General features: G+C 68.1%; 9 protein-coding genes. 7 read left to right on the plus strand and 2 right to left on the minus strand.

Translation table 11 applies throughout. The features are described 5' to 3' along the window. The coding region (locus VGS97_RS18910) for an acyltransferase family protein (RefSeq protein ID WP_326854905.1) at positions 1-1273 on the plus strand (1273 nt) is incomplete at its 5' end. A gap of 131 nt (positions 1274-1404) precedes the next feature. Beyond that, positions 1405-1539 (plus strand): hypothetical protein, encoded by a 135-nt coding sequence (locus VGS97_RS18915; RefSeq protein WP_326854906.1) that lies wholly within the window; start codon positions 1405-1407, stop codon positions 1537-1539. Positions 1540-1767: 228 nt separating this feature from the next. Here VGS97_RS18915 and VGS97_RS18920 read toward each other — a convergent pair whose 3' ends face one another. Both VGS97_RS18920 and VGS97_RS18925 read right to left on the minus strand, forming a co-directional pair. Beyond that, positions 1768-2553, minus strand: a complete 786-nt coding sequence (locus tag VGS97_RS18920; RefSeq protein ID WP_349262186.1) for a response regulator transcription factor — start codon at positions 2551-2553, stop codon at positions 1768-1770. Positions 2554-2843: 290 nt separating this feature from the next. Further along, positions 2844-4091 (minus strand): sensor histidine kinase, encoded by a 1248-nt coding sequence (locus VGS97_RS18925; protein WP_326854908.1) that lies wholly within the window; start codon positions 4089-4091, stop codon positions 2844-2846. A gap of 271 nt (positions 4092-4362) precedes the next feature. On the opposite strand from VGS97_RS18925, the gene VGS97_RS18930 reads away from it, so the two are divergent. The 5 genes from VGS97_RS18930 to VGS97_RS18950 form a co-directional block, all read left to right on the plus strand. After that, positions 4363-5307 (plus strand): ABC transporter ATP-binding protein, encoded by a 945-nt coding sequence (locus VGS97_RS18930; protein WP_326854909.1) that lies wholly within the window; start codon positions 4363-4365, stop codon positions 5305-5307. Further along, entirely contained in the window at positions 5304-6923 is a 1620-nt protein-coding gene (locus VGS97_RS18935) for an ABC transporter permease subunit (protein ID WP_326854910.1), read from the plus strand. The genes VGS97_RS18930 and VGS97_RS18935 overlap by 4 nt, the downstream gene beginning before the upstream one ends. 23 nt (positions 6924-6946) lie before the next feature. Next, positions 6947-7774: an ABC transporter permease gene (locus VGS97_RS18940; protein WP_326854911.1), complete on the plus strand. Its 828-nt coding sequence runs from the start codon at positions 6947-6949 to the stop codon at positions 7772-7774. Positions 7775-7970: 196 nt separating this feature from the next. Then, entirely contained in the window at positions 7971-9545 is a 1575-nt protein-coding gene (locus VGS97_RS18945; protein WP_326854912.1) for a PKD domain-containing protein, read from the plus strand. A gap of 515 nt (positions 9546-10060) precedes the next feature. Then, positions 10061-10817 (plus strand): protease pro-enzyme activation domain-containing protein (locus tag VGS97_RS18950; RefSeq protein WP_326854913.1); only part of this gene is annotated, 757 nt, incomplete at its 3' end.

Below are 10817 nucleotides of genomic sequence, written 5' to 3' on the forward strand. Positions count from 1 at the left end.
GGTCATGCCGGTCTTCTTCCTCGTCGGCGGCTTTGCAGCGGGAGTCAGCTGGCGTCGTGCCGGAAACGACGCAGGACACGCCGCGCGCTGGCTGCGTAGGCGCGCCCTGCGTCTGCTGATACCAACGACCTGGTACGTTGCCGCCGCCCTCGTCGCGACGACTGCCGCCGCCCGCGCGGGAGTCTCCGCAAAGACCCTCGACCTGGCCGGGTGGGCCGTGGCGCTCCATCTGTGGTTCCTGCCGGTATATCTGATACTCACCCTGCTGACTCCGGTGTCGTACGCTGCGCACCGGCGCTGGGGGACGGCCGTGCCAGCAGCGATGGCCCTTGCCGCAGCGGCGATTGACGTCCTCGTCATCACCGCGCATGTAAGAGCCCTCGGCTGGCTGAACTACGTGCTGGTCTGGGGCGCGGCGTATCAGCTCGGCTTCGCCTGGCAGGACGGCACGCTGGCTCGCACGCCTCGCCGAACCTGGCTGATCGCGGCCGGTGGTGCGGCGGTCTTCGTCGCGCTGGAGTGGTCCGGGCTGTTCCCGGTGAGCCTGATCGGCATGGAGGGCCAGCGGATCAACAACACCGCGCCGCCGTCCATTGCCCTTGAAGCCTACGCGGCCGCCCAACTCAGCACGCTGATCGCGATCGCGCCGAGCGTCTCACGGCGGCTAAAGCGACCACTGCCGCGACGCCTGGTAGAGGTCTGCAACAGCGAGGTGATGACCGTCTACCTGTGGCACATGCTTCCGGTCGTGGTAGCCGGCGTGCTGCTGTATCCGAGCGGCGCACTGTCACAACCGGCCGCCGGAACGGCCCAGTGGTGGATCCTGCGACCGCTGTGGATGGCCATCCTCGCCCTACTCCTGGTGCCCCTGGTCCTCGCGAGCCGCCGCCTTCGTCGCCCACGAGCACGGCCCGCCCCGAGTTCCAGGCCGAGTCCCACCTCAAGTCCCACCCCAAGTCCCGCCCCACATCCCGCACTGAATCCCGCCCCCACGTCCGCGCTGAGTCCTGCCCCGAACCCCGCGCTGAATCCCGCCCCGGCAGAACTGATTGCGGCGCCGCGCAAGGCAGCTGGTGGCTACTCACCCTTGCTGTACGCGGCGATTGCACTGACCAGCTTCGCGCTCGCCCGATTCGCCATCGCAGGCTTCGCGCCGGACGGACGTTTGCCGGTCGGCGCTGCCACGGCCTACACGGCAGGGGTCCTGCTGATGGCCGCGGACACCCTCTTCATACGCCGCCAGCGCGTGTCACCGGAGTCGTCCACCGCCTGAGGCACCCGAACAGATCCCCCAGCGGATATACAGCTACTGAACTAGACGGAGAATGGCTCAGTGATCGACGGATAGACGCGGCTTCGAGCACCGTCGTTCGAGCACAGTCACCGCAGAAAGGAGGAACACGGATGTGGATCGCAGTCGTCGGCGGCACCGAACTGGCCGGGCGGTACACGGTCGACGAGGGCTACCTGCCGCGCCGACAGCGTCGCGTCACGCAGGCGCTCCCACGAGGCACTCCTACACTGATTTTCCCACACTGACTCTCCTGTGCTGACTTTTCCAAGCAGCGCTGATGCCCTTCGAGCCCAACGATCAGGAGATCCCCGATGGCGTGGTCTGCCACGCTGATGTTCCCACCCTGACACTTCCACACTGCCCTGAACTGGCGCCTGGCCATATTGCAGGGCGCTTTCTCTGACATCGGCGACCGCGAGCTCTTCCTCAGCCGGGTCGCTGGGGTCCCGCTACCACTCCCTATCCCAGGCCGCTCATGGCCGGTCCCGCTGGCGGGACATTGGATGAGAACGAGGCACTACCAGCCCTGATTCGTAAGCGGCGACGACCGCCTGGGTCCGGTCGCGCAGCCCGAGCTTGCTCAGCATCCTGCTCACGTGAGTCTTCACGGTTTCCTCGGTGACGACGAGCCGCGCCGCGATCTCGTGGTTCGACAACCCCTCGGCGACGAGGCACAACACCTGCGTCTCGCGCGGTGTCAGTGCGGCCAGCGAGGTCTCCGACCTGGTCTCCGATTTCGGGCGCAGCTGGGTGAACTCGCTGATGAGCCGACGAGTGATGGACGGTGCGATCAGCGCGTCGCCAGCTGCCACCACGTGTACGGCGTCGAAAAGCCGCTCGGCGGTGACATCCTTGAGCAGGAAGCCGCTGGCGCCGGCACGCAGCGCGTCGTAGACATACTCATCGAGGTCGAACGTCGTCAACACGATGACGCGCGGCCCACGGTATCTGTCAGTAGGTGATCCGTCGGCAGACGATCCTTCGGCGGGCGATCCATCGGTCGGCGCTTCATGGCCAGGGCCGAGCAACTGCCTGGTGGCTTCGATGCCATCCATCCTCGGCATCCGCACGTCCATGAGCACCACGTCCGGACGCAACTCGCGGCAGATCCGTACCGCTTCGACGCCGTCGCTGGCCGTGCCGACAACCGTGAATTCCGACTGTGCGTCAAGCAGCGCGGCATAACCGCTGCGAACCACTTGATGATCGTCAGCCACGACGACTCGTACCCTCGCAGGCGCAGGATCCGAATCGCCGATATCCACCGCCTCTGCACTGAGCACTCCTGCACTCAGCGCCCCCGTGTTCGATGCCCCTGTGTCCAACGGCTCTGCTGTGTCCGACGGCTCTGCGCGCGACGACTCTCTACTCAGCGCCTTCGTGCTCGACGGCTCGCTACTCAACGGCTCGCCGCTCAACGGCCTTCCGCTTGATGGTCCGGTGCTCAACTGCCTAGTACTCATTGGCCTAGTACTAATTGGCTCAGCGCCCAATGACTCTGCACCCGGTGCCCCTCCACCTAGTGACCCCGCACCCAATGACTCCGCGCTCATGTGATCGCCTCCACCTCCGCCTTGGTGGGCAGCGTGGCGTCGACGATAAATCCACCCACCGCCGTCGTGCCGGTTCTCAGCCGGCCGCCGACGGCCGTGGCGCGCTCACGCATCCCGAGCAAACCATGACCAGCGACCGGTGCCGCCGATCCCCCTGATGTCGCGGGCGGCGGTCCCGGTCCGTTGTCACGCACGCGCAGTCGCAACGTATCAGCGGAATAGTGCAGTTCCACGTCGACCGCAGCACCCGGTGCGTGACGCCGTGCGTTGGTAAGCGCTTCCTGGATGATGCGGTACGCCGCGAGTTCGACGCCGGGATCGAGCCCGGCCGGCGATCCGGAGACGATCAGCCGTATGCCGGTCCCAGATGCGTTCCTGGCGTCATCGAGTAGCTCGTTGAGCTGCTGAAAGGTCGGCTGTGGCCGCCGCTCGGCGTGCGGCCAATGCGCGCGTCGCTGCTCCGGGTCCGCGTCGCGTGCATCATCACGCAGCACACCGAGCAGCCGCCTCATCTCGGTCAGCGCGGCCCGCGCGGTGTCGCCGATCTCCAGCAGCCTGCGCGCTCCGGTGGCTGGCATGTCCGGTGTGGCCACGCGCGCCGTCTCGGCCTGCACGGCGATCATCGAAATGTGGTGGGCGACGACGTCGTGCAACTCGCGCGCGATGCGGGCACGTTCGCCGCGCGCCGTGTGCTCCAGCAGATTGCTCGCTGCTATCTCCTGCGCCGTGCTCTGTGCCAGCGCCTCGTCGCGCGCACGGTGCGCAAGCCCGGCCCAGGCCGCCACCGAGGTAAGTACTGCCAGCAGGACGGTCAACACCCGCGTCTCGGATCCGCGCGGCTCGGAATCGACGAGCGCGAATACGAGGAATGGGGCGGCGAGCAGCGGAGCCAGCACGTGCGCGCCGGTCCGCCCGAGCCGGTAGAGCACGAGCGCCTGCATGCACGCACCTGCGATCGTCAACGTATGAAAGAGCCCGAGTGACAGTACGGTCGCCACACAGACCGCCACTGCTGCGGCAGCCGGGCGCAGGAACGCCGGCGGCACCGTCGTTGTCAGCCAGAGTAGGTAGACCAGCACAACGGCTTGCAGACCCATCTGAGTGTTCCCGATGTGCAGGAGCTCGGTCGGCTGTGGCGGCGCGTCGGTGTTCGGCATGAATCGCGCAGTGCGGCTGACCATTGTACGCAAGCCCAATTCGAACAGCGCCGCCAGGCTCAGCAGCGTCACGACGGCGACAGGCATGCGGGGAGCGGTGGCCAGCCGCCACCCCACCTCCGCCTGCCGATCACGTCGGTCACCCACTGCGCCCACGAATCTCCTCCATAAGCCAACAAATCCCAAGCCGCATAGCCATTGTCGTCGCCGGTGGCTGCGGTGACGTCCCCTCGGCCGGGGAAATTGGTGTCCCTCGTGTGGGGGATGCGCGGCGCCCGGCATCCCTCGGACAAGCTACGGCGAAGATTGCTCCGTGGCGTGACGATTCGGCTGCCACCTGCCGCCTAGCCTGCCTGGCATGGAAGCAGCCATTGAAGTGAACGGCCTGCGCAAACGCTTCGGGCCGACGCCGGCCCTGGACGGCCTGTCCTTCGCGATCGAGCCGGGGCAGGTCACCGGATTCGTCGGCCCGAACGGCGCCGGCAAGTCCACCACCATGCGGGTGATCCTCGGTCTCGACGCCGCGGACGAGGGCACTGCGTTGATCGGGGGAGTGCCCTACCGCAACTTGCGGCACCCGCTTAGCCACGTCGGATCGCTGCTGGACGCTTCCGCGTTGCAGCCGAGCCGCTCCGCACGCAACCACCTGCTGTGGCTCGCCCACTCCCAGGGGCTGTCGGCGCGGCGGGTAGACGAAGTCGTCGAGCAGGCCGGCCTGCGGTCGGCCATCCGCCGCAAGGCCGGCGGCTACTCGTTGGGCATGCGGCAGCGGCTCGGCATCGCCGCGGCGCTGCTCGGCGATCCGCCAGTGCTCATGCTGGACGAGCCGTTCAACGGTATGGACCCCGAGGGCATCGTGTGGATGCGCGGCTTCCTGCGGGCGTTGTCCGCGCAGGGCCGGGCCGTGCTGGTGTCCAGCCATCTGATGAGTGAGTTGCAGGGCGCCGCTGACCACTTGGTGGTCGTGGGCCGCGGCAGGGTCATCGCTGACGCGAGCGTCGCGGAACTGATCGCGGCGGCGTCCGGCGACCGGGTCGCGCTGCGCACCGGCGCACGTACCCAGGCGATGACGGTGCTGGCGAACGCCGGGGCGACCGTGGCGTCCACGGGGCCTGACACGCTCACCGTCTCCGGGCTCACGGCGGAACGCGTCGTCGCGCTGCTCAACCAGAACACGGTGCCGTTCTCCGAGGTCTCATCGCACCGCGCGACGCTGGAAGAGGCGTACATGGAGCTCACCCGCGAGGCAGTCGAATTCCGCGCCGCGTCCGCCGTTGACGGCGCCGAGGAGGTGGCACGATGAGCACGACCGAGATCACGCCTTACCGTTCCACGGTGCGCCCCGGACGCAACGGTTTCGCGCAGCTGCTGCGGGCCGAGTGGACCAAGCTGCGGACTGTCCGCGGCTGGACCATTGGGCTGGTGATCGCGGTATTGCTGACGGTGGGACTCGGGGTGCTGGTCGCAGTCGGCGGCAGCATCGTCTGCGGCAGCAACCCGGACGGGTCGGACTCGAAAAGCGGCGCGGCGTGCCGCCAGAATCCGCCACTGGGGCCGGACGGTGAGGCCGTCTCCGACAGCTTCTACTTCGTACATCAGCCGTTGACCGGGGACGGCAGTATCACGGTGCGCGTGACGTCGCTGACAGGGCTTTACTCGACCCACGGTGCGATCCAACCCGACGCGGGCACGGCGGGGCTGACACCCGGCACCCAGCCGTGGACCAAGGCTGGGATCATCATCAAGCAGAACACCACGCAGGGTTCGGCGTACGCGGCGATGGCGGTCACGGGCAGCAACGGCGTGCGTATGCAGTACAACTACAGCCACGACATCGCCGGGGACTCGGGCACTGCCACGGCGACATCTCCGCAATGGCTGCGGCTGACCCGCTCCGGCGACACCGTTTCCGGCTACGACTCGCGCGACGGCGTCCACTGGACCCAGGTCGGCACCGCCACGCTGGCCGGGCTACCCTCAACCGTCCAAGTCGGCCTGTTCACCACCTCACCCGGCTACACGGTGACGTCCGACTCGTTCGGCGGTGGATCCAGCACCGGCGGCCCGACCTTGGGGACCGGCACCTTCGACAACGTCGCGCTTCAGAGCTCGTCGCCCGCTGGCGCCTGGACCGGCAGCGCGATCGGAGACGACTCGGCGCGAGCACTGTCGATGGCGCAGAACGAGCAGTTCCAGCAGACCGACGGTACGTTCACCGTGACCGGGAGTGGTGATATCGCTCCGGCAGGTGGTCAGGGACCGGGCGCACAGCGGGCCGCAGAGGAGAGTCTGGTCGGCGTTTTCGCCGGGCTGATCGCAGTCATCGTCGTGGCTGCCATGTTCATCACCGCCGAGTACCGGCGGGGCCTGATCCGCATCACGCTGGCCGCCAGTCCGCGACGCGGTCGGATGCTGGCGGCGAAGACGACCGTGATAGGAGTGGTTGCCTTCGTGACCGGGCTGATTGCCGCCGCGGTCGCGCTCCCGCTCGGCAATCACATGGCGTACAACCACGGCACGTACGTACTCCCGATTCCGGCGACGACCGAGCTTCGGCTCATCGTCGGCACGGCGGCCATGTTCGCCGTCGTCGCGGTTCTTGCGCTGGCAGTGGGCACCTTGTTCCGGCGCAGTACTGCGGCAGTGACGCTCGTGATCGTGGCAATTGTGCTGCCGTACATACTCGCGGTTGCCGAGGTGCTGCCCGGCGGCACCGCGCAGTGGCTGACCAGGCTCACGCCGGCGGCCGCGTTCGCGGTCCAGCAGAGCCTGGTTCCGTACCCGCAGGTCACGGCAACCTATACGCCGGCGAACGGCTACTTCCCGCTCTCGCCGTGGGCCGGCTTCGGTGTGCTGTGTGCCTACGCGGCGGTTGCGCTGGGACTGGCGTTCCTGCGGCTGCGCCGGAGGGATGCATGAGCCGTATGAGCAACTTGAGTCGCATGAGTCGCTTGAGCGGGGCAAAGCCGCGGGGGGCTTTGCGCGCCTCAAGCCTGCGGGATGCGTTGCACGCCGAGTGGACGAAGCTGCGGACCCTGCCGGGCACGATCTGGCTGGTGCTGGCTATCGCCGGGCTGACCGTGGCGGTGAGTGCCATGTCGGTGGCCGCCACCACCTGCCTGGACGCCGAGTGCGGCCGGGATCCCGCAAAGGTCAGCCTCACCGGCGTCTACCTCGGTCAGGCGGCTGTGGCCATCCTCGCGGTGCTGGCGGTCAGCGGCGAGTACAGCACCGGCATGGTCCGCGTCACCTTCGCGGCCATGCCGCGGCGGCTGACGGTATTCGCCGCGAAGGCGGCGCTGGTCAGCGGCCTGACGCTGCTCTCCGGCGCCGTCGCCGTGTTCGGATCCGTGCTGATCGGGCGGCTCGTCATGCCTGGCAAGGGCTTCACCGTGACGCACGGCTACCCGCCGCTGTCGCTGGCCGACGGCCCCGTGCTGCGCGCCGCGTCCGGCTCGGCGCTCTACCTCGTGCTGATCGCGCTGCTCAGCCTCGGCATTGCGACCCTCGTGCGCGAATCCGCCACGGCGATCGGAATCGTGCTCGGCCTGCTCTACCTCTCGCCGGTCATCGCGCAGGCAGTCAGTGACCCGCACTGGCACAGGCGCCTCGAACGCTACACGCCGATGAGCGCCGGGCTGGCGGTGCAGGCCACCAGGAACCTCGCCAACCTGCCCATCGGGCCGTGGGAAGGGCTCGGCGTCCTTGCCGCCTGGGCCGGTGGAGCCGTGCTCGTTGGCGGCTTGGCGCTGCACTTGCGCGACGCGTGAGGTGGTGATCGAAATAGACGCGTGAGACGGTCATTGGGGCACTTGTGACGCGTGACGTTACAGCTACCGTAGTTGGTGCAATTCTGCGACATAGTCTTAGTCGCCCCGGCCAGCGGGCACCGTAACATTAAGGCCCTGTCGATACTCTGAGAGTCTTCAGACGGGTCATAGCCACTTCCTGTGGGGGGAACTCGCTTTGCACAAGCGTCACCTGGTGTTCTCCGCCGCTGTCGTCGCCGCGGTCGGGGGCTTGGTCCCCGCCTCCGCGTACGCGGGGACTGCTGCGGACACCGCGCGCGTGTCGACCGCCAGCACCGCCGGCACCATCAGTAACGGCAAGATCTTCACCAGCCAGACGGTCGGAACGCTCACGGCCGTCCTCCAGTTCTCGGACTTCGGCACGAAGACCATCCAGGCGTTCGCCGACGGCAGCACCGACACCGGGAGCACCATCACCGGGTACTCGTTCTCGTTCGGCGACGGGAGTGCGCCGCTCAACAGCGCTTCCGGCACGGCGATCAACCACTGGTACTCCAAGCCCGGTACGTACACGGTCTCGGTGACTGTCGCCGACTCCGCCGGTAACAAGGCGACGGCCAGCGGCGCGTACACGACCAAGGGCACCAACTACACGCCCTACGTCCCGACTCGCCTGCTCGACACGCGTAACGGCACCGGCGCGCCGAAGGCTGCCGTCGCGGCTGGGGGCACGGTCGTGCTCAAGGTCGGCGGGACCGCCACGATTCCGGCGAACGCTCAAGCCGCCGTCCTCAACCTCACGGTCACCGCGCCGACCGCCAACGGCACCATCACCGCGTACCCGGATGGTGAAACCGAGCCGGGCACGCAGAACGTGACCTTCATCGGCGGCCAGACCGTGGCGACGCTCGCGATCGTCAAGCTCGGCCCGAGCGGCTCGGTCGACCTGACCAACAACAGCACCGGCACGACCCAGCTGATCGCCGACGTCACCGGCTACTTCACCGCGGCCTCCGCGAGCGGGTACACCTCACTGACCCCGGCCCGGCTGCTGGACACGCGCTACGGGACCGGCGCGCCGAAGGGCGTCGTCGGACTCGGCAAGGCGGTCACCCTCACCATCGCGGGCGCCGACGGCGGTGCCCTGCCCGCCGCGGCCGGCACCGTCAAGGCGGTCGCGCTCAACGTGACGGTCACCGGCACCATCGGCGGGGGCTACATCACCGCCTACCCGGACGGCACGACCCGGCCGACCGCGTCCAACCTGAACTTCAACCCCGGCGACACGTTGGCGAACATGGTGATCGTGCCGGTCGGCGCCGACGGCAAGATCGACCTCTACAACTACAGTTCGGGCACGCAGCTGATCGCCGACGTCGCAGGCTACTTCAGTGCGAGCGGGGCCAGTGACTACACGCCGATCGACCCGACCCGCGTCGCGGACACCCGCTCCACCGGCAACACTCCGATACCCGGCGCCCAGGCCGAGTACGTCGTCCTGGACAGCACCGCGTCCGGCAACGGCGTGGCCGTCGCGATGACGGGGTTCGTACTCACCACCACGGTCACAAACACTGTGGCGGGCGGCTACCTGACGGTCTACCCTTACGGCGTCACCCGGCCGGTCGTGTCGAATCTGAACTTCAGCCCCGGCCAGACTGCCGCCAACCTGGCGCTGGCCACCGCCGGCCAGGACAGCACCGACCAGGGCAAGGCAGTCGACTTCTACAACGGCAGCGGGGGCAACCTCGACATGATCGCGGACATGGCGGGCTTCTTCGACACGTTCTAGAAACCGATGAGGATCTTGAAAACGCGCCCGGCTCATATCGGTTTGCCCCGATCGATGTTTACTGGCGAGCCGGAGCAAACCGGGCGGTCGGGGCGAGATTTTCAGCGTGCTCCTGGCGCGTGTTCGCGATGCGAGGCCGGATCAGGGCGCGGCGCCCGGCGCGTGCAATCGCAAGGTGGAGGGTTGGGCGAAGGGGCGTGCGCGTACCGGGGAGTACGCGGACGCTGCGCCGACGCCGCGAGCGTGCGTGACAGGCGACGCGACCCCGGCCCTGCATCGCAACGCCCTGGTTCCAGGTGCGCCTCAGGCCGGTTGGCTCAGCCATCGCCAAAGCTTTCGGTGCCCCGGGATATTGTCACGTCCCGGGGCACCGGCGTGCGCCGCTCCCATGGGGGGACCGGCGGCTCTCAGCACAATCGCATTCGAAATACGGCATGAGAAACATGGGGATAGATGTGAACAGTTCCAGTAGCGCCGTGCCTCCTGAAGGTGCGCCTGTCGAAGGCGTGTCGTCCGTGGGTGTCCGGCGTTCCCGGCGGGTCGCGGTCCCGGCTGTGGCCACGGCTCTCGCCCTCGGTGTCGCGCAGGTTGCTTTTGCCGCTGCGGGGCACGCTGCGGTGAGCGGCCGCGTTGCGGTCGGTCACGTGCCGGTGGTCCCGGGCGGGGCCAGGGCGGCGGCTGGGCCGGCCGACTCGGCCGAGCTCACTCTCGACATTGCGCTGAACACGCCGAACGTGGCGGCCCTCAAGGCGGTGGCGAACGAGGTGAATGACCCGAAGTCGCCCTACTATCACCACTTCCTGGCCAAGGGTCAGGTCGCCGAGCGGTTCGGCGCTTCCGCCGCCGAGGTGGCGGCGGTCGACGCCGCGCTTAAGGCCGCGGGATTGACCCCGGGTCCGGTGACGGCGGATGGATTGTTCATCCCGGTCACCGCGACCGTCGCGCAGGCCAGGGCCGCGTTCGGCACGAGCTTCACCGGTTACCAGGTGGGCAGCCGCCATGTTTACGCGAACACGACTGCGCCGACGTTCGATGCGGGGGTCGCCGCTGATATCGCCGGAGTCGTCGGCTTGGACGACTTCGCCTACGCCGTGCCGCACTACGTCGACACGAACAAGCGGTTCAAGGCCACCTTGTCGGCGCACGCGTCTGTTTCGCCGAACTCCGTGTTGCCCAAGGCCGTTTCACCCAGTACCGCAGTGCCGAGCTGCCCCGCTATCAACCAGTCCTTCGGCTCCCCGCCGCCGGGGGTGAAGGCGCTGCACGACGGCA

The organism is Actinocrinis sp. (assembly GCF_035946395.1).
Lineage (GTDB): Bacteria > Actinomycetota > Actinomycetes > Streptomycetales > Catenulisporaceae > Actinocrinis.